Below are 18,126 nucleotides of genomic sequence, written 5' to 3'. Positions count from 1 at the left end.
CGCCCGCCAGCAAAAAGCAGACCTCCGGGTCTGCTTTTTTTTTGTCCTGGGTTTCCTTTCCGCTGGCGTCACGGTGCGTAGCGTGCCGCTCATTTCACTGTCAGGCTGGTCATTCTGAGCTGAATCGCGCTAGCATGGTAACAAACTCTTAGCTAACGAGGATGGTATGGCGATTAAACTGATTGCGATTGATATGGATGGCACGCTGCTTAACCCACAGCATGAAATTTCTCCGCGCGTGAAGCAGGCGATCCAGGCCGCACGTGATAAAGGCGTGGCGGTGGTGCTGGCCACCGGCCGTCCGTTTATCGGCGTACAGCGTTACCTGGCGGAGCTGGGCTTGCAGCAGGAAGGTCAGTACTGCATCAGCAATAACGGTGCGCTGGTGCAGAAAGCAGATAGCGGCGAGTGCATTGCGGAAGTGGCGGTCAGCTTTGACGACTATCTTTACTATGAGCAGATGGCGCGCGATCTCGGCGTGCATTTCCAGGCGCTGACGCAGACCCATCTGTACACCGCGAATAAAGATATCAGCCGCTATACCGTGCATGAAGCCAGCCTGACGGGCATTCCCTTGCGCTACCGCCCGGTAGAAGAGATGGATGCTTCCATGACCTTCCCGAAAATCATGATGATTGATGAGCCGGAGCTGCTGGATGCCGCTATCGTACGTATCCCGGCGGAAGCCCGGAGGCGCAATACCCTGCTGAAAAGCTCACCTTACTTCCTGGAAATCCTTAACAAAGAGGTGAATAAAGGCGCTGGCGTGAAAGCCCTGGCTGACCGTCTGGGACTGCAGCGTGAGGAGGTGATGGCACTGGGCGACCAGGAAAACGATTTGGCTATGCTGGAATTTGCCGGTACAGGGGTGGCGATGGGCAACGGCATTGACTCAGTTAAGGCCATTGCGCAGTTTGTGACCGCGTCTAACGCTGAAGATGGTGTGGCCGTGGCTATCGAGAAGTACGTTCTGTAATTTTTACCCTGCCAGTCAGACGGCGGATACCCTTCATCCGCCGAATGAATTACCCTGAGCAAAACCGCGCAAAGGGTTCTTCCGATGAAAGAAAAACAGCTAACGTTCGCTCCGCGTCATCACCAGTTAACCAATATCAACGTCTGGACCGCCGACAGTCAGTGGCTGGCTTATGATGTGCGTCCCGGCGGAGCGTCTTTTACGGGGCTGACGATTGAACAGGTTAACGCCCACAGCGGCGTGACCGAAGTGCTGTATCAGGCGCGCGACGGTGCCCATGTCGGTGTCGTGACCGTCAGCCCGGACCTGCCTGCCCGTTACGTCTGCATACACGGACCGGAACATCCGGACAGCCAGTGGAAGTATGATTTCCACCACCGTCGCGGGGTGATCATCCAGCACGGGGTCGCGGAAACCCTGGATGCCTGCGATATCACTCCCCCTTATACCGCCGGTGCGCTGCGCGGAGGATCACATGTACACGTTTTCAGCCCGGACGGTACACGCCTGAGTTTTACCTATAACGACCATGTTATGCATGAATGGGATAAGGCCCAGGATTTACGCAATGTGGGGGTGGCCGTGCCGCTACACGCGGTGTGTCCGCCGAAACACCATCCCCGCGAATATGAGGGCAGCCACTACTGTGTGCTGGTCAGCTGCACGACGGCCAGCCCACGGCCGGGCAGCGATGAGATTAACCGGGCTTACGAAGAGGGCTGGGTGGGTCAGCAGGGTTACCAGCGCTCTGATGGCAGCCAACAGCGCTGGGCGCTGGCCTTTATGGGTGACACGCTGTCGGCCAGCGGGGAAAAAGTGACGGAGGTGTTTATCGTTGACCTGCCGGAAAGCAACGCGGCGTTCGCCATCGCGGGCGATGCGCCGCTGGAAGGCAGTGAAACCCGACTGCCGGCCCCGCCCAGAGGCGTGCAACAGCGGCGTCTGACCTTTACCGCAGACCGTCGTTTTCCCGGTCTGGCCGCGACACCGCGACACTGGCTGCGGTGCTCACCGGATGGCAGCGCCATTGCCTTTCTGATGAAGGATGATGCTGGCGTGGTACAGCTGTGGACCGTCTCTCCGCTGGGCGGTGAACCTCACCAGGTCACCCGGGGTGACAGCGATATTCAGTCCGCGTTTAGCTGGCATCCTGACGGGCATCAGCTGGCGTTTGTCATGGACAACAGCATTACTCTCTGTGATGCCAGAAGCGGATCGTTACGACGCATCACCGCGCGCAGCGCAGTTGCCCCGGTGGCCGATGCGGTGGTGTTTTCCCCCGACGGGCGGTCCGTGGCGTATTTGCGTGACTGTGGTGAGTTTAGACAGATATTTACGGCGCAGGTGAATTAGCCACGTCCGGGGCGATGGTCTGCTGCATAATCTCGTTGGTACGGTTCTTCTGTTCGCTGCGGCGGACACGATCGCGTGGCGAGTCAGTATCCCCGGCGCGGTAATAATCGAGTGGCAGCAGCAGCGTATCCAGTACGGCAGAAAAAGGCAGATCAATCAGAGCCAGGGGCTTCATAACCCAGCTGCTGTCTTTGTCCGTCAGAACACTGGCGCTGGCGCGCGTACCGGGATAATAGCCCTCGCCCGCGCCGCTGTGTGACATCATGCTTGAGCAACCGCTGGTGCTGACCAGGGAAACACAGGCAACCAACCCGGCAATATGGCACTTCTTTAAAGCATTCATCTCGATCATCCCTTCAGTCATGGCAAGCCTGGCTGAGACTCATTGCCGGCGTACTGGCCACTCTGTGGTGGCTGGCACGATGGCCCGGCAAACTCATCCCTGAGTGTATGTCATTACGTGCTTTCAGGTAAAAAAATCGTCATTTCCCCCTTGAAAGCATGGTGTTCATCACCATTTTATTTCTACGGTCAGTGAAACCTGTGCCGACAGGGCAGTGTTTTCTGAACCGGCGACCCGTCCATGATGGAGGGCCGTTATCATTGACCTCATCCTCGCTGATAATCAGGAGCTTAAAACATGCGTAATTTCGACCTTGCCCCACTCTACCGTTCTTCCATCGGGTTTGACCGTCTGATCAACCTGCTGGAATCAAGCCAGAGCCAGAGCAACAATAACGGCGGCTATCCTCCGTATAACGTTGAGCTGGTGGGCGAAAACAACTACCGCATTACGATTGCCGTTGCCGGTTTTGCTGAGAATGAGCTGGAGATCACCTCTCACGATAATCTTCTCAGCGTGCGTGGATCGCACCCGGACGAGCAGCAGGAACGCACCTATCTCTATCAGGGGATCGCGGAGCGTAACTTCGAACGCAAATTCCAGTTAGCCGAACACGTCCATGTTCGTGATGCAAAACTGGAAAACGGTTTACTTTATATCGATCTGGAGCGCGTTGTGCCTGAAGCAAATAAACCGCGCCGTATCGAAATCATCAAGTAATCCAGCACGGTAGTCGGGCCGTCAGCAGGCGCTGGCGGCCCCGATCTTACTCGCAATGGGCCCGCTCAACTTCCTCTGCCAGAATCCTGATCCCCTGCTCAATCTTATCGTTGTCCGGCACATAGTTCATACGCATGCACTGATGCGTGTGCGGCCACGCCTGCTCAAGCCCCGGGAAGAAGAAATGCCCCGGCACCATCAGCACGCCCCGTTTTTTCAGCCGCTGATACAGCACTTCAGTGGTGATCGGCAGATCTTTAAACCACAGCCAGAGGAAAATCGCCCCTTCAGGCTTATGGATCAGGCAGCGGTCAGGGGATAAATAACGGCGGATCACCGCAATGGTCTGCGTCACGCGCTGCTGATAAAACGGCTTGATCACCTCTTCCGACAGTCGCAACAAGTCGCCGCGCTGGATCATCTCATTGGCGATGGCAGGCCCAACGCTTCCGGGAGCCAGGCTGATAATACCGTTCATATTACTGACGGCAGAGATCACCTTCTCATCGGCAATAATGATGCCGCAGCGCGCACCCGGCAGGCCAAGCTTTGACAGGCTCATACACAGAATAATATTCGGATTCCACAGCGGGCGTGCCTCGCTGAAGATAATTCCCGGGAAGGGGACGCCGTACGCGTTGTCGATCAGCAGCGGGATATCATGCTGCTGTGCCAGCGCATCCAGCTTGAGCAGTTCATCATCGGTGATCACATTCCCGGTCGGATTGGTCGGCCGCGACACACAGATCAGACCGGTATCCTCACCGATATGCAGATGTTCAAAGTCCACGTGATATTTAAACTGTCCTTCCGGCAGCATCTCAATATTAGGGCGCGTCGAGACAAACAGGTCTTCATCCAGACCGGCATCGGCATAACCCAGATATTCAGGAGCCAGCGGGAACAGAACACGCTTTTTGCTGCCGTCGGCACGGTAGCCGGCATACAGGTTAAACAGATAAAAGAAAGCGCTCTGGCTACCGTTGGTCAGGGCAATATTTTCCGGGGCGATGTCCCAGCCAAGCTGGTCGCGCAGCAGGGCTGACAGGGAATCCAGCAGCGTCGTTTTACCCCGCGGGCCGTCATAGTTGCACAGGGCCTCCGCCAGCTTGCCCTCATCATGCATCTGCTGAAGCAACTGCTGGAAATAGTCGTTCATGGCCGGGATCTGCGCGGGATTGCCACCACCCAGCATCACCGTGCCCGGCGTACGTAAGCCCTGACCCATATCTTCCATCAGGCGTGAAATACCTGTATGGCGCGTAAATTTTTCACCAAATGCCGAAAAGCTCATACCCTGTTAATCGCTTGTTATTTACAACGGGTGTCCACCTTAACGCCAGCACCTGTGTGATGCAATCTTCAGGGGGAGCGATAGCATTTGTTCATGGCGGCGATGTTTTCGCGGCGTCTGCCCATCGGGCCGTGCGTTACTAAGCTGAATCGTTTTAAGACAGTGGCGTTACAGGGTGCCTGTCATCACATCTGTTAATGTATCCGTGATGATTAATGGCAAAATTTAGTGATTTACTGCACGTTTAATAGAGTAAAAATTGCCAATAGGCCAGTCGGTGATGGCAATCACGTTTTTATCCTGCGCTGGTTTGTAGTCTGTCCTCCCATAACGCTTAATCAATTCAGCTAAAGGACAAGAACCATGAAAAAAACACTTCTGGCAGGGGTAGTGATGGCGGTAATTAGCGGTCAGGCGGCGGCGCAAAGCTGGGTGCTGACGGATGCTGAAACCAGTACGGAAAAGGGAAACTGGCAGATGAACAGCCAGCAGCTGAAGCTGGGAGGGGAAAGCTTCAGCATCGAGCAGAAAGTGCTGCACGGCGGCAAACAGGAAGGGTCAAAAGTCCTGACCATTACCAGCAAGAATGGCCTGACCATCAGTCTGAGCCCGACACGCGGTATGGATCTGCTTAAAGTGACCGGACATGGCGTTCGTCTGGGCTGGGATTCGCCAGTGAAGGAAGTGGTTAACCCGGCTAATATCAATCTGGAAAGCCGTAACGGTCTGGGCTGGCTGGAAGGGTTCAATGAGATGATGGTGCGCTGCGGCTTCGAGTGGACCGGCCACCCGGTGACTAAAGACGGCATGATCTACACGCTGCACGGGAAAGCGGGCAACACCCCGGCGTCGAAAGTGGAGGTGATTGTCGATGATAAAGCCCCGCATGAAATCCGCATCCGCGGCCTGTTGAAAGAGACCACCTTCAAAAAAGCGAACCTCGAAACCTGGACCGAGCTGCGCTATGTGCCGGGCTCCGATGCCTTTACCGTTCATGATGTGCTGACCAACCAGGCCGATTATCCGCACGACTACCAGATTATCTATCACAGTAACTTCGGTACGCCGATCCTGGAAAAAGACGCCCGCTTTGTTGCCCCGCTGAAATCCGTTTCACCGTTTAATGACTACGCCAAAAAAGGGCTGGACGGCTGGAACGTTTACGGCGCGCCAACCAAAGACTTCGATGAGATGGTATTTAACCTGACGCCAAAAGCCGACAGCAACGGCAAAACCGTGGCCGCAGTGATCAACAGCAAAGGGGATAAAGGCGCATCGATTGAGTTTGACACCCACCAGCTTCCACTGCTGACCATGTGGAAAAATACCGACACCCTGAAACAGGGCTATGTGACCGGGATTGAGCCTGGTACGAACTATGCCTATCCTGTCACGATCGAGAAAGAGCAGGGGCGCGTGAAACAGCTGCAGGCAGGACAGAGTACCGAATTTACACTGACCTATACGTTGCTGAAGGATGCCAGCGCGGTACAGAAGGTCGAGCAGCGAGTGAAACAGATCCAGGGGGATGACACCGTCGCCATCGACGAAACGCCTATCGCCAAAGAATAATTATCGCCGCCAGGCAGGGGTTGACTGCATTTCCGGTCAACCCGCAACCGCATCTGGCCGATCGTCAAGACGATCGGCCCTGCAGAACGACATCTGCGGTTAACGCGGATTAACGCAGTTCTTTTCTACCCTGCCGTTCAGTGCGGCAATCAGATTATCAACGGCATCTTTCGCCATACCGTAGCGTGTTTCATGGGTCGCGGAGCCAATATGCGGCAACGCCACCACGTTACGCAGCTGCAGCAGTTCAGAGCTGACCGGCAGGGGTTCCTGCTCAAACACATCCAGCCCGGCTGCGTGGATCGTCCCGTCTTTCAGCGCGGCAATCAGCGCCTGCTCGTCCACCACCGGACCGCGTCCGGCGTTAATCAGCACCGCTGTTTTCTTCATTTTCGCCAGCTGGTCACGACCGATCAGGTGGTGTGTCTGTTCAGTCAGCGGCAGGCTGATACAGAGGAAGTCGGATTCGGCCAGCAGCTGGTCGAGGTCGCAGTACTGCGCCTCAAAGCGCTGCTCGGCTTCCGTATGATGTTTACGGGCGTTGTAGAGGATGGGCATGCCAAAGCCAAGATGTGCGCGCTGCGCCAGGGCCAGGCCGATGCGGCCCATGCCGAGGATCCCCAGCTTCTTATGGTGAACATCAATGCCGTACCAGTCAGGAGCAATGCTTTTTTGCCACTCTCCCGCTTTAACGCGCTCCGCCATTTCTACCACCCGGCGGGCAGAACTCAGCACCAGCGCCATCATGGTATCCGCCACGGTCTCGGTCAGCACCGTCGGGGTATGCATCAGCAAAACGCCGCGATCGTTGAGCGCCGCCACGTCGAAATTGTCGTAGCCGACGGAAACGGTCGAGGCAACGCGCAACTCAGGCATATGCTGCAAAAACGCGGCATCCACTTTACCACCGGAGCCCAGAATACCTTTGGCCTGACGAAACGTGTCGGCATGAGCCGCGAGGGTTTCCGGGCTTAAGTCTTTTACCTCTGTCACGCTGAAATGCTCATCCAGACGTGCGCGCAGATCCTCAGGTAACGACTTATACAGCACCACAGAAGGTTTCATATGCTCTTCCTATTTTCATTTATTTCATTAACAGAGTGGCTCGTCTCGCCAACGAAAACCGCCTCTGTAGCAGAGGCGGAAGCCGTTATTTTGAGGAGAGGGCACCATCAGGCAGCGGCGACTGCTTATTCTGCGCTGGCTTTACGATAAGCGTCAGCCAGACGGAGACCAGTAAGGCGCTGCCCATAAAAATATACGACGCGGACGGGCTGCCGGTAGCACCGTTCAGGTAACCCACCACCCAGGAACCGAGGAAGGAGCCCAGCGCCCCCATGGCATTGATCAGCGCCATAGCGCCACCAGCGACGTTGCGCGGCAGCATTTCCGGGATGATGGCAAAGAACGGACCATAGGGGGCATACATTGCCGCCCCGGCAATCACCAGCAACGCGTAGGACAGCCAGAAATTACCCGGCCCCACCAAATATGAGCCTAAAAAGGCCATGGCACCAATCAGCAGTAACGGCCAGACAAACAATTTACGGTTTTGTAACTTATCCGAAGCCCAGGAGACAACAATCATCGCTATCGTGGCGGCCAGATAAGGTACGGCCGACAGCCAGCCCGCTTCCACCATGCCCATCTGCGTGCCGTTACGCAGAATGGAGGGCAGCCACAGCACGAAGCCGTATACGCCGATGCTCCAGGTAAAATACTGGGCGCACAGGATAATGACGTTTCGTGACTTAAAGGCTTCGGCATAGTTACGAACGGCTTTCAGGTTCTCTTGCTCTTTCTGTAACTGCGCCTGCAGAGCGGCTTTTTCCGCATCGCTCAGCCATTTGGCCTGCGCCGGTTTATCCTGCACCAGGAACCACCACGCTACCGCCCAGATTACCGCCGGGAATCCTTCAATAATGAACATTTCACGCCAGCCAAAGGCGTTGATCAGGTAACCGGACACCACTGACATCCACAGGACGGTCACCGGGTTACCGAGGATCAGGAAGGTGTTGGCGCGCGAACGTTCCGATTTGGTAAACCAGTTGCTGATGTAGATCAGCATCGCCGGCATCACCGCGGCCTCCACCACGCCGAGCGTAAAGCGGATGGCGGCCAGCATCGGAATATTACTGACCATCCCGGTCAGCGTGGCGCAGATACCCCATAAAATCAGGCACCAGAACACCAGCTTTTTAACGCTGCGGCGCTCGGCGTAGATCGCCCCCGGGATCTGGAAGAAGAAGTAGCCGAGAAAGAACAGGGCGCCCAGCAGCGAAGAGACGCCTTTGGTGATACCGAGGTCTTCGTTGATCCCGGCGGCAGAGGCGAAGCTGAAGTTAGCACGGTCAAGGTACGCCAGGCTGTAGGTGATAAACACGATGGGCATGATGTACCACCAGCGTTTAGGCGCGATTGTCTGATTTTTCATAAGTCTGATCCTCGGTGGCCGCATTCTTTAGTAGGGGTCGATGCGGTTTGTTTTTTTTCCGGGTCGTGACGGCGTCAGAAGTCACCCAGCGCAGCGCGCGTCGGTAATCCTTCGCTGTCACCGATCGCCTGAATGGCCAGTGAACCAATTTTGTTACCGCGCAGTATCGCTGCCGGTAGCGTTTTGCCTTCCAGTAAGGCGCTGATAACGCCGACGGCAAAGCCATCACCGGCACCGACGGTGTCCACGACATGATCCGTTCTGATCGCCGCCACCTGGCCGCTGTCGCCGTCAGCCGTTTTGTACCAGGCTCCGTCACTGCCGGTTTTAATCACTACGGCTTTCACACCCATCGCCAGGTAAAAATCGGCAATGGCTTCCGGCTGCGTATAACCGGTCAGGATCTGGCCCTCTTTGATGCCCGGCAGCACCCAGTCGGCATACTGCGCCAGACCGTTCAGCTGCCTGACCATTTCCGCTTCGCCGGACCACAGTACCGGACGCAGATTCGGGTCGAAGGAGAGGGTTTTTCCCGCCTTTTTCATCGCCTGCGCGGCCTGCTGCAACAGCGCAAGCGAACTGTCGGAGAGCGCCGCCGCTACACCACTCAGGTGCAGGTGACGGGCCGAAGCGAAATATTCCGGATTAAAATCCTCACCGGAAAGGTGACTGGCGGCTGAGCCCTTGCGGAAATACTCCACCTGCGGATCGGAGCCATCGTCGACTTTCGATTTCAGCTGAAAGCCGGTCGGGTAACGGGTATCAACTGTCACCTGACGGCGATCCACGCCCTCCTGATCCAGCTGCTGACAGGTAAATCGCCCGAAGGAGTCATCACCGATGCGGCTGACCCAGCCGACATTCAGGCCCAGGCGTGCCAGGCCAATGGCGACATTCAGCTCAGCCCCGGCGATGCGCTTGCTGAACCGGCCGGCACTGGCAAGATCGCCGCACTCTGCGGCCACGAACATCGCCATCGCTTCGCCGATGGTGACCACATCCAGGGGGCGGGTAGTTGCAATACTCATGATCTACTCCTCACGCAGCAGGTCGACATAGTGGCGGGTCACCGCCACCAGGTCCGGGCCTTCCAGCGGAAATTCAATAGCACGCGGAACATCAGCGGGCAGCAGGGCCAGCGTGTCACGCCACAGATTATCAGCCTCATCCAGCGCCACGGCGCGCCAGCCTTCACCCTGTGGCACGGCGGCTTTCACATGGATATAGCTGACATAACGATTCAGGCGCGTAGCGGCCTCCAGCGGTTTATCGCCCACCCACAGCCAGTTGCCCATATCAAAGGTCATACCGTTGCAGGTGCGGCTTTCTCCGCAGGCGTGGAAAAAGCGATCGAGCGCGGCCAGTTTCCCGCAATCGGTCTGATCGTTTTCCACCACCAGATGCACTTTTTTCCCGGCGAGCTTACTGCGCAACGCCTGGCAGGGAAAACGCGGGTCATAATGTCCCAGCGAATATTTTATTAACTGGGCATTAAGTTGTTCCGCTTCGGCAAAGTGCTGGTCGAGACGGGGATTAAGCGAACCATCGGCCATAAACAATGCTTCCGGTACGGAATAGAACGCCACCAGCCCGACGTGACGGATAGCCTCCGCCATAACGGGCAGCGAGGCGAGCTCATGATCGGTCATCAGCTCACGCCGGATTTCCACGCCGTCCGCCCCCGCCGCGGCAATAACCGGCAGCAGCGCCTGCTGGCCACCCATGGCGTTAATCTGCTGTTGCCCGTAGGCAGCGGTGACGACGATGATTTCTCTTTTCATACATCCTTCCTGCATTTTTGTTCTATTAAAACCGTAGATGGAACCGGTTCCAAAAGATAGCAACAGAAGTGGAATTTATGATCGCGCTCACGATGTGCACAATTTATGGCCGGGAAAGGTCTTAAAAATAGGGGGGGGGAAAGGCTGTCACCGACGGGGTAAGAAAAGCCTGCCGCCGTTTGTGACAGGGTTGAAAATATTACGGTGCGAGCTTCTGCGTTGATCCGCGCACGATCAGTTCACCACGAAAAACCTGCTCATGCCGGGGCTGTTCATCTCCGGCGATGCGTTTCACTACCTGCTCCAGCGCGGCATAGCCTATCTGCCAGGTGGGCTGCTTCAGCGTGGTGATACCGACGCCGGCCAGCTCCGCCCACTCCAGTTCGTCAAAGCCCAGCAGGCCAATCTGCTCACCCCAGTTCAGATTCAGGCGGCGCAGCGCGCGGGCAACCTGTAGCGTCAGCGCCCCATTCACCACCATCACGGCGCAGGGTGTGCCGCGATGGCGCTGGTAAAAGTCACTCAGTACCGCATCCAGCCGCGTGGGATCGCCAAGGGCAATCTCGGCCTGTTCAGCCGCCAGCTCAGGCTGCTGCGCCATACGCTGGCGAAAGCTGTGGACGCGCTCCAGCCGGGTGTTGACCAGCCCGAGTGGTTCGCTGATAAATAACAGCGATCGGTAACCCTGTTCAAGCAGGTGCTCTGTGGCCAGGACGGCGGCGGCATGGTTATCCAGTCCGACCACGTCACACTCAAACTCGGGAATTTTCCGGTCAATCAGCGTCATCGGCAGCAGCGACTGCTGAAGCTGGTTCAGCGCCTCCTCACGCATGCCAACTGCATTGACCACAATGCCTTCCACCTGATAGCTGTTGAGCAGGTTGAGATAATGTTTTTCGAGGTCAACTTCGTTATTGGTATTACACATCAGCAGGGTAAAGCCGTGAGCGCGGCAGGCGGCTTCAATGCCGCTTAACACATTGACGGAATAGGGGTTGGTGATATCGGCAATGATCAGACCAATCAGCTTGGTGCGCCCGCGCTTCAGGCCGCGTGCCATCTGGCTGGGGCGATAATTGAGCGCGGCGATGGCCTGCTCAATACGCGTTTTCAGGTCGACGGAAAGGGCATTCAGCTCGCCGTTCAGGTAGCGTGACACGCTGGTCTTCCCGGTGCTCGCGGCTTTCGCAACATCGCTGATGGTGGCTTTGGCGGCCTTACGGTTCATGGTGTTCCCTGATGGTGAAGATGGCGCGAGACTACCACAACTTATCCGCGACGGCAGCATCAGGGCAGTTTTAGCACCGGCTGCCACAGCACCTGCAGCGTGGCAACATCCTGGCCTTCAATCAGTTTCATGACCATACTGGCAACCTGCTGACCGACGTCGGGTCGCGTGGCCTGATCAATACTGGCGACCGGATCGGAGACCACCGAATCGGCGGGCAGGCCGTCATAGACCACCAGCACAATCTGCTGTGGACCGGTAAGGCGGCCCGCCTCACGTAGCGCAATCGCCGCGCCGTCACCGAGCATGTTGCAGTCGGTGACGATGACCTGTGGCTGCGGGTGCTGTGCCAGCATCTGCCGGGTCAGGCGGTAGCCTTCCCGACGGGTGGGTTCCACCTGCCAGCAGGCATCATTGGCCAGTCCATGTTGCGCCAGCGCCTCAATAAACCCCTGCCGCCGCTGCTCTACGAAGGTCTGATCGTAATGGCTGCCCAGCCAGGCAAAGCGCTGCATACCGCAACCGGCATAATGGTTGACCGCCAGCGCCGGGCCGGCCTGGTTATCAAAATCGAACCAGGCATAAGGTCTGTCCAGTTCGCTACGCCCCAGCGCCAGGAAAGGAAAGCCCAGTCGCTGGAGCGTGATCAGACGACTGTCCTGGCGCGCGGTATGCGCCACGATCAAGGCATCCACACAGTGTGTGCGCAGCATTCGCTGCATTCCGCGATGGTCGTCATGGGTTTCATCGGCGATGATCAGCAGGTCGATATCTGACCGCGCAAGCGATTGCGCGGTGGCACCCATCATTTCGACGAAGCTGATATCGTTAAACGGCAGAGGTGTGACAGGAAACAGCAGACCCACGGCATTGGTACGCCCGGTTTTCAGACGCCGCGCCACTGCATTGGGGCGGTATCCAATGCGTCTGGCTTCCTGTTGAATACGCAGGCGGGTTTCCTGTGCCACGTCATCATAGCCATTCAGGGCACGACTAACGGTGGTGACGGAGACCCCAAGGGCGCTGGCAATGGCTTTAAGTGACATATTTACAGGGGGTGATCAATTTCTGCGCAGGTTAGCATAAAACAGACATGCTCACTATGACGCATCAACGTTATTCGAAAAAACAGGAATAATCGCCCCGGCACAGACAGGCCGGGGCGGGCGTGTTACAGCGGGCTGAGGGTGATCTCAACGCGACGATTCTGCGCTTTGCCTTCTGCAGTGCTGTTAGAGGCAATAGGGTTATCCGGGCCCATACCACTGGTGCGAACGCGGCTGGCCGCGACACCCTGGGTAATCAGCGCACTGCCCACACCGTCTGCACGCTGCTGTGAAAGCGTCATATTCAGCTGACGGCTGCCGCTGCTGTCGGTGTAACCGACAACGTTAACTGCCGTTTTTGGATACTCTTTCAGCACCATGGCCACGCCGGTGAGGGTATTGGCACCTGCCGGTTTCAGCGTGCTGCTGCTGCTGTCAAAGGTGACGTTATTCGGCATGTTCAGCACGATATTATCGCCATTTCGCGTCACGCTGACGCCCGTGCCTTTCATTTTGTCACGCAGCTTCGCTTCCTGCACATCCATGTAATACCCGGCACCTCCGCCCAGTGCGGCACCGGCAGCCGCACCAATCAGTGCGCCTTTACCCCGGTCTTTTTTGGAGGAGGAGAGCATCCCCACCCCTGCGCCCAGCGCTGCGCCAATACCCGCGCCAATGCCGGATTTGCCTGCTTCGCTCTCTCCGGTGTAAGGGTTCGTGGTACAACCTGCCACGCTCAGGGTGCCGCACAGCACCAGAGCCAGTGTGATGACGCGTTTTTTCATTGGGGGTTCCTTCTCATTGCAGCATCTGGACAACGTTGCCCATAAATGCGGCCATTATGCCGCTGAAATGTGGAGGAAATACCCAGGCTTATTCTCATTTTTGTAAGCGAAAGCTACTTCTTATTATCGGGATGGCAAAAGCATGCCGTCGTGTGTTCGCTGATCAGCCCACAGGCCTGCATAAACGAGTAACAGGTTGTGGAGCCGACAAATTTGAAACCGCGCTTTTTGAGCGCTTTTGACAGGGCATCGGAGGTGACGCTGGTGGTTGGCGCGGTCCGGTAATCCGTGAAACGGCTGACCTGCGTCTGATGTTCAACGAAGTTCCAGATAAAGGTGTTAAACGGTTCGCCGCCGGCTTCCATCGCCAGCAGAGCGCGGGCATTGGCTATAATAGCGGCAATTTTCCCCCGGTGACGGATGATCCCGCTGTCCTGCATCAGACGTTCGATATCCTCTTCCTGCATGGCGGCGACGGCCCGGACATCAAAATGATGAAAAAGACGGCGGTAGTTTTCGCGTTTTTTTAAGACCGTTAACCACGACAGTCCGGCAACCTGACCTTCCAGGCAGATCATTTCAAACAGCGCTCTGCTGTCCGTCAGCGGAACGCCCCACTCTTCATCATGGTAGGCAATATAGAGAGGATCCTGTGAAACCCAGCCGCAGCGTTGCATCGTCAATGTTCCTTATCCGAAAGGGATCTCATGGTAGCGTTAAACCCATCCTCTGCGCCAGTGGCCGGGATTGGCGCTAGCGGAACATATCCGCATCGCGCAGCAAATGCGCATTACCGTGACGGCGGGTGAAGCCACAGCGGTCAAAATACTCCAGGATCTGCACCGCCAGCTTGCGTCCGATGCCGAGCTGGTCACGAAAATCACCGGCGGTAGTACTCTGCTGCTGTGCGGCGCGCTGACGGATGATAGTGGCAAAGCACATAAGACGGTCATGGCTGTAATACCGGTCTTTCACAATGGCGGTGATCTCGCCGCTCTGCGCTGCCTTGCGTAACACCTGGCGCATCAGCTCTTCTTCAGCGCCCTGCTGTATCGCCAGGTCGCGCACCCACCAGGCGTCGGTGGTAAACCGCGGTTGTACCTGTGACCAGATCGCTTTCTCCCGGTCATCAAAACGAATGGAAAAGTCGGGCAGATGCAGCCAGCCGCGGTTGTTGATCAGTTGCTGACGGTCCCGCAGCCGGTCGATGAAGGCAAACACCAGCGATTCCGGCAGCGAGGGTAATGCTATGCGCCGCAGGCGGTCGCGGCCAATACCCGGCCGGTCGTCATGATCGTTGTGGTAGTTTCCCAGCGCGACCAGCAGGGCGTTTTGCCACTCTCTGGCCATCTCCTGAGTGCACAGATAGCCGCCTTCAGCGGCAGGCATCACCTCCGTCAGCACAGAAGACAGGGCCCCGCCGGTCATTTGCAGCAGCCACTCCAGCTCTGCCAGGGTACGGGGGCGCTGCTGCAGCAGCAGCAGCACTTTTTCAGCGGCATGGTGCGCGCGTTCCCGCTGCTGCAGCCACGCAATGAATGCCGGCTGACGCCTGCCGCGTTTTGGTGGCGTCAGCAACAGCACTCTTGCCGCCCCCAGCGTCTCACGCGCACTGATGTCACGCAGGATCAGCCGGTCTTCATCCGTCAGCCACAGCGGTTTATCGAGGTGTAATTCGGCCAGGTTATCCTGCAGTAATGCGATGCGGCCGGTAACATGGCTGGCCGCGTGATGCAGATGCAGCGTCTGCCCCTGGCGCAATGGCTGGCGTAGCGTCAGGGCGACCATGGCCCGATCGCACGGCTGCGCGGGTGGTTCGGTCAGCAGCCAGTCGCCCCGGCCGATCTCATCCTTTTCAACACCGCCGCTGAGGTTCAACGCAATGCGCTGGCCGGAGTGGGCGTGCTCCGTCGGCTGATTTTGCGCGTGCAGGTTGCGCACCCGCACCCGCTTGTTCATGCCCGTCAGCCACAGCGAGTCCCCGGTACGCACATCCCCGGACAGCGCGGTACCGGTGACCACCAACCCCGCGCCTTTGACGTTGAACACACGGTCGATAGCCAGGCGAAAGGTGCGGCCGGTTTCGGCCCGTCGTGGGGGGAGGTGGCGCAGGTGGTCGCTCAGTTCGGCAATGCCCGCGCCACTCTGCGTGCTGGTGGTGAACAGGCTGAGGGTTTCCCAGCCCGACTGGAGCGTCAGCTCGCGGATATGCTGCGCGACGGTGTCGCACCGAGCCGCATCCACGCTGTCACATTTGGTCACGGCGACGGTTAGCGAGGGCTGCCCGCTGAGCTGCAGGATCGCCAGGTGTTCCCGGGTTTGCGGCATAATTCCGTCATCGGCGGCCACCACCAGCAGGGCGTGATCGATACCGCCGATGCCGCTCACCATATTATTGAGAAATTTCTCGTGGCCGGGGACGTCAATAAAGCCGATTGTCCCACCGTCGGCTCGCGGCAGCCAGGCGTAGCCGAGGTCGATGCTCATTCCCCGGGCTTTTTCTTCCGGCAAGCGGTCAGTGTTAGCGCCGGTAACAGCCTGAAGCAGCGCGGTTTTTCCATGATCGACATGGCCCGCCGTGGCAATAATCATTGCGTCATCATCCTGATAAAGAGGGTGTCATCTTCCAGTGCCCGCAGGTCGAACCACAGACTGCCGTTATAAATACGCCCGATCACCGGCACATCTCCCGCCCGCAGTCGGGTAGCCAGCGCCATCAGCGTCCTGCCGCTGCCGTCCAGAGGGGTCAGTGTCAGGGCAACGGAGGGGAGCCGTTCAACCGGCAGAGAACCGCTGCCAATTTGAGACTGGCACTCTGCGGTACTGACCCTGAACCTCCCCGCCAGCGCCGCCGCCAGCGGAGGTAACAGCCGCTGGGCCTGTAGGGCAATGTCGGACGGTGGGCGGGTCAGTAGCCTCAGCGTGGGAAGCCGGGTCACTAACTGTTCCGGGTGAAGATAAAGCTGTAACGTCGCTTCCAGCGCGGCCAGCGTCATCTTATCCACCCGCAGCGCCCGTTTCAGCGGGTGCTGCTGCAGGCGGTCAATCAGCGCTTTTTTGCCGACAATAATTCCCGCCTGTGGCCCACCGAGCAGTTTGTCCCCGGAGAAGCTGACCAGGCTGACGCCGGCGGCAATCAGCTGCCGGGGCATTGGCTCCTTCGGCAGGCCGTAGTGGCTGAGGTCAATGAGCGAACCGCTGCCCAGATCGCTGATGACCGGCAGGTTAAGCTCGTCGCCCAGCGCCACCAGTTCGGCCTCGCTCACCGCTTTGGTAAAACCCTGTACCTGATAGTTGCTGGTGTGTACCTTCATCAGTAGCGCGGTCTGTGCCGTCACGGCGGCGCGGTAGTCCTTCACATGGGTTCGGTTGGTGGTGCCGACTTCGCGCAGCATACAGCCTGCCTGGGTCATGACATCGGGGATGCGGAATGACCCACCTATTTCCACCAGCTCGCCGCGTGAAACCACCGCCTCTTTTCCCGCCGCCAGCGCCGCCAGCATCAGCAGGACCGCCGCCGCATTATTATTGACGATGCAGGCGTCTTCTGCACCGGTCAGTCGGCAGAGCAGATCGGCCAGCGCCCGGTCTCGGTGGCCGCGCCCCGCCTCATCCAGTGCGTACTCCAGGGTGACCGGCTGGCGCATCACCCGGGTGACGGCGGTCACGGCAGACTCTGCCAGCAGCGCCCGGCCGAGATTAGTATGCAGAAGGGTGCCGCTCAGGTTCAGCACCGGTAACAGCCCGCTTCGCCGCGTTTTTTCAAGGTGCTGGTCCGCATGGTGTGCCCAGTCAGCGCACCAGTCGGGGAGATGCTGATGCTGACGGATATGCTCTCTCGCCTGTTTTTGTAACTCACGGAGCAACGTGACCACCTGCTCATGGCCCCAGCGTTCACTCAGGGCCTGAAACTCTGCCTGGCGCAGCAGGCGGTCAATGGAGGGAAGTTGGCTGAACAGTGTCTTCATTAAGGGGCTCAGTTAGCGGGCGGTTCCGTACGGGCAAAGCTGTCACGCTGGAACAGGGTGGTAGCCAGTGCGACCAGCGTGGGCCGGTTCACATGCCAGGCTGGCGCCACGCGGCGATAATTGAGGTAACCCAACGTGCAGGCGGTGGCAATATCGGCCAATGTGATCTGCGGGCCGTTAAGCCATTTTCCCTGCACGGCGGCCGCTTCAAGTGCATCCAGCCCGCGCTGAATTTTATCGCGCTGGCGCAGCATTTCACTGGCAGACTGCTGGTCCGGCGCTTTCTGCTGTTCGCGAACGATCAGCAGTGCGGCATCGCAGACGCCATCCGCCAGCGTTTCCAGCTGGCGGACTGCAAGCTGTGCGTGCGGGTCAACGGGCAGAAAGGCCGGATCGATATGCTGGAGCTCCAGCCAGGCGGCGATAATCGACGAGTTATACCAGACCTCTCTGTCATCACTGATCAGCGCAGGAACCTTGCCCAGCGGGGTGTAGTCCTTCACATGGCTGCCTTCATGCCACGGTGATTCGTTGATGAACTCGAAGGTCATGCCTTTTTCCAGCAGCATCACTGAAATTTTACGCACATACGGACTGGTGTAATTACCGATTAGCTTCATCGT

General features: G+C 57.8%; 17 protein-coding genes. 4 read left to right on the top strand and 13 right to left on the bottom strand.

Annotation, left to right across the window (positions count from 1 at the left end; genetic code table 11):
• Positions 1 to 166: 166 nt before the first annotated feature.
• The gene (yidA, locus tag IFU29_RS18695) at positions 167 to 976 is read left to right on the top strand and encodes a sugar-phosphatase (protein ID WP_191935245.1); all 810 of its coding nucleotides are present in this window, start codon (positions 167 to 169) and stop codon (positions 974 to 976) included.
• Positions 977 to 1,060: 84 nt separating this feature from the next.
• Entirely contained in the window at positions 1,061 to 2,329 is a 1,269-nt protein-coding gene (locus tag IFU29_RS18690) for a DUF3748 domain-containing protein (protein ID WP_191935244.1), read from the top strand.
• Here the strand turns inward: IFU29_RS18690 and IFU29_RS18685 are convergent.
• Positions 2,310 to 2,672: a YceK/YidQ family lipoprotein gene (locus tag IFU29_RS18685; RefSeq protein ID WP_191935243.1), complete on the bottom strand. Its 363-nt coding sequence runs from the start codon at positions 2,670 to 2,672 to the stop codon at positions 2,310 to 2,312. The two genes, IFU29_RS18690 and IFU29_RS18685, sit on opposite strands and share 20 nt — an antisense overlap.
• 297 nt (positions 2,673 to 2,969) lie before the next feature.
• Here IFU29_RS18685 and ibpA point away from each other — a divergent pair, with 297 nt between their 5' ends.
• Positions 2,970 to 3,392 (top strand): small heat shock chaperone IbpA, encoded by a 423-nt coding sequence (ibpA, locus tag IFU29_RS18680; protein WP_062744073.1) that lies wholly within the window; start codon positions 2,970 to 2,972, stop codon positions 3,390 to 3,392.
• A gap of 46 nt (positions 3,393 to 3,438) precedes the next feature.
• Here ibpA and IFU29_RS18675 read toward each other — a convergent pair whose 3' ends face one another.
• Entirely contained in the window at positions 3,439 to 4,686 is a 1,248-nt protein-coding gene (locus IFU29_RS18675; RefSeq protein ID WP_191935242.1) for a valine--pyruvate transaminase, read from the bottom strand.
• Between the two features lie 363 nt (positions 4,687 to 5,049).
• Between IFU29_RS18675 and IFU29_RS18670 the strand changes: the two genes are divergently transcribed.
• Positions 5,050 to 6,258: an aldose 1-epimerase family protein gene (locus IFU29_RS18670; protein WP_191935241.1), complete on the top strand. Its 1,209-nt coding sequence runs from the start codon at positions 5,050 to 5,052 to the stop codon at positions 6,256 to 6,258.
• Positions 6,259 to 6,357: 99 nt separating this feature from the next.
• Here the strand turns inward: IFU29_RS18670 and ghrB are convergent, their stop codons facing one another.
• The 11 genes from ghrB to IFU29_RS18615 form a co-directional block, all read right to left on the bottom strand.
• Entirely contained in the window at positions 6,358 to 7,323 is a 966-nt protein-coding gene (gene ghrB, locus IFU29_RS18665) for a glyoxylate/hydroxypyruvate reductase GhrB (protein WP_191935240.1), read from the bottom strand.
• 85 nt (positions 7,324 to 7,408) lie between these two features.
• A complete protein-coding gene (locus tag IFU29_RS18660; RefSeq protein ID WP_062744069.1) occupies positions 7,409 to 8,695 on the bottom strand; it encodes an MFS transporter in 1,287 nt (428 codons plus the stop codon).
• A gap of 74 nt (positions 8,696 to 8,769) precedes the next feature.
• Positions 8,770 to 9,723: a sugar kinase gene (locus IFU29_RS18655; protein ID WP_191935239.1), complete on the bottom strand. Its 954-nt coding sequence runs from the start codon at positions 9,721 to 9,723 to the stop codon at positions 8,770 to 8,772.
• 3 nt (positions 9,724 to 9,726) lie between these two features.
• Positions 9,727 to 10,476: a sugar phosphate isomerase/epimerase family protein gene (locus tag IFU29_RS18650; protein WP_191935238.1), complete on the bottom strand. Its 750-nt coding sequence runs from the start codon at positions 10,474 to 10,476 to the stop codon at positions 9,727 to 9,729.
• Between the two features lie 199 nt (positions 10,477 to 10,675).
• Positions 10,676 to 11,704, bottom strand: coding sequence for a LacI family DNA-binding transcriptional regulator (locus tag IFU29_RS18645; protein ID WP_191935237.1), 1,029 nt, complete (start codon positions 11,702 to 11,704; stop codon positions 10,676 to 10,678).
• A 59-nt stretch (positions 11,705 to 11,763) separates the two neighbouring features.
• Positions 11,764 to 12,750, bottom strand: coding sequence for a LacI family DNA-binding transcriptional regulator (locus IFU29_RS18640; protein ID WP_191935236.1), 987 nt, complete (start codon positions 12,748 to 12,750; stop codon positions 11,764 to 11,766).
• 125 nt (positions 12,751 to 12,875) lie between these two features.
• The gene (locus IFU29_RS18635) at positions 12,876 to 13,535 is read right to left on the bottom strand and encodes an OmpA family lipoprotein (protein WP_191935235.1); all 660 of its coding nucleotides are present in this window, start codon (positions 13,533 to 13,535) and stop codon (positions 12,876 to 12,878) included.
• 113 nt (positions 13,536 to 13,648) lie between these two features.
• Positions 13,649 to 14,212: a DNA-3-methyladenine glycosylase I gene (locus IFU29_RS18630; protein WP_191935234.1), complete on the bottom strand. Its 564-nt coding sequence runs from the start codon at positions 14,210 to 14,212 to the stop codon at positions 13,649 to 13,651.
• A 76-nt stretch (positions 14,213 to 14,288) separates the two neighbouring features.
• Positions 14,289 to 16,127, bottom strand: a complete 1,839-nt coding sequence (gene selB / locus IFU29_RS18625) for a selenocysteine-specific translation elongation factor (protein ID WP_191935233.1) — start codon at positions 16,125 to 16,127, stop codon at positions 14,289 to 14,291.
• Positions 16,124 to 17,515: an L-seryl-tRNA(Sec) selenium transferase gene (selA, locus tag IFU29_RS18620; RefSeq protein ID WP_191935283.1), complete on the bottom strand. Its 1,392-nt coding sequence runs from the start codon at positions 17,513 to 17,515 to the stop codon at positions 16,124 to 16,126. Before selA ends, selB begins: the two co-directional genes overlap by 4 nt.
• Positions 17,512 to 18,123: a glutathione S-transferase gene (locus tag IFU29_RS18615; RefSeq protein ID WP_191935232.1), complete on the bottom strand. Its 612-nt coding sequence runs from the start codon at positions 18,121 to 18,123 to the stop codon at positions 17,512 to 17,514. Before IFU29_RS18615 ends, selA begins: the two co-directional genes overlap by 4 nt.
• Positions 18,124 to 18,126 lie beyond the last annotated feature (3 nt).

The organism is Erwinia persicina, assembly GCF_014838825.1.
In the GTDB taxonomy this organism is placed as follows: Bacteria; Pseudomonadota; Gammaproteobacteria; order Enterobacterales; family Enterobacteriaceae; genus Erwinia; species Erwinia persicina_A.
Note: the sequence above shows the minus strand (reverse complement) of the source record. Positions and strands in the feature narration are given on the sequence as shown.

Excerpts from the sequence above, each read along its gene's own strand:
- yidA (WP_191935245.1), top strand. The coding sequence starts at position 167 with ATGGCGATTAAACTGATTGCGATTGATATGGATGGCACGCTGCTTAAC.
- IFU29_RS18690 (WP_191935244.1), top strand. The coding sequence starts at position 1,061 with ATGAAAGAAAAACAGCTAACGTTCGCTCCGCGTCATCACCAGTTAACC.
- IFU29_RS18685 (WP_191935243.1), bottom strand. The coding sequence starts at position 2,672 with ATGAATGCTTTAAAGAAGTGCCATATTGCCGGGTTGGTTGCCTGTGTT.
- ibpA (WP_062744073.1), top strand. The coding sequence starts at position 2,970 with ATGCGTAATTTCGACCTTGCCCCACTCTACCGTTCTTCCATCGGGTTT.
- IFU29_RS18675 (WP_191935242.1), bottom strand. The coding sequence starts at position 4,686 with ATGAGCTTTTCGGCATTTGGTGAAAAATTTACGCGCCATACAGGTATT.
- IFU29_RS18670 (WP_191935241.1), top strand. The coding sequence starts at position 5,050 with ATGAAAAAAACACTTCTGGCAGGGGTAGTGATGGCGGTAATTAGCGGT.
- ghrB (WP_191935240.1), bottom strand. The coding sequence starts at position 7,323 with ATGAAACCTTCTGTGGTGCTGTATAAGTCGTTACCTGAGGATCTGCGC.
- IFU29_RS18660 (WP_062744069.1), bottom strand. The coding sequence starts at position 8,695 with ATGAAAAATCAGACAATCGCGCCTAAACGCTGGTGGTACATCATGCCC.
- IFU29_RS18655 (WP_191935239.1), bottom strand. The coding sequence starts at position 9,723 with ATGAGTATTGCAACTACCCGCCCCCTGGATGTGGTCACCATCGGCGAA.
- IFU29_RS18650 (WP_191935238.1), bottom strand. The coding sequence starts at position 10,476 with ATGAAAAGAGAAATCATCGTCGTCACCGCTGCCTACGGGCAACAGCAG.
- IFU29_RS18645 (WP_191935237.1), bottom strand. The coding sequence starts at position 11,704 with ATGAACCGTAAGGCCGCCAAAGCCACCATCAGCGATGTTGCGAAAGCC.
- IFU29_RS18640 (WP_191935236.1), bottom strand. The coding sequence starts at position 12,750 with ATGTCACTTAAAGCCATTGCCAGCGCCCTTGGGGTCTCCGTCACCACC.
- IFU29_RS18635 (WP_191935235.1), bottom strand. The coding sequence starts at position 13,535 with ATGAAAAAACGCGTCATCACACTGGCTCTGGTGCTGTGCGGCACCCTG.
- IFU29_RS18630 (WP_191935234.1), bottom strand. The coding sequence starts at position 14,212 with ATGCAACGCTGCGGCTGGGTTTCACAGGATCCTCTCTATATTGCCTAC.
- selB (WP_191935233.1), bottom strand. The coding sequence starts at position 16,127 with ATGATTATTGCCACGGCGGGCCATGTCGATCATGGAAAAACCGCGCTG.
- IFU29_RS18615 (WP_191935232.1), bottom strand. The coding sequence starts at position 18,123 with ATGAAGCTAATCGGTAATTACACCAGTCCGTATGTGCGTAAAATTTCA.